A 327-nucleotide genomic window follows, 5' to 3' on the forward strand; every position below is an offset into this window, starting at 1 on the left:
ACTACTTTAAATATGCCAATATTGAATATTCTTTTGCCAGCGTTGTCGCTTAATTCGCCCTAATTGGCGTCGAATCCGCCAATTGGTAATTTTCCGCCAAAGGGGACTGTGATAAGCCGTTTGCTGATAAAATTGACGTTGCCAATAGGTAATGTCTTTGCTAATTTGTTGTTGACTCCACCAAACATAATTATGAGTCAAATATCCGGCAACTTGGACATACGGACGTTCGGTCCAGTAGGCTGCTCCCATCAATTGACCTCGTGTAATTGGCAGGCCTCTGGTTTTAAACCAAGCCATTTTATAAATCTTCTGAATCTTGCCAAC

1 protein-coding gene is annotated in these 327 nt (G+C 41.6%); it reads right to left on the reverse strand.

The genetic code is table 11. The annotated features are described in order from the left end of the window. Window positions 1-6: 6 nt before the first annotated feature. Window positions 7-327: DUF7679 family protein (locus FC98_RS13925; protein ID WP_420805300.1), on the reverse strand; the 321-nt coding region annotated here is incomplete at its 5' end.

Origin of the sequence: Lentilactobacillus kisonensis DSM 19906 = JCM 15041 (genome assembly GCF_001434135.1) — a bacterium.
Lineage (GTDB): Bacteria > Bacillota > Bacilli > Lactobacillales > Lactobacillaceae > Lentilactobacillus > Lentilactobacillus kisonensis.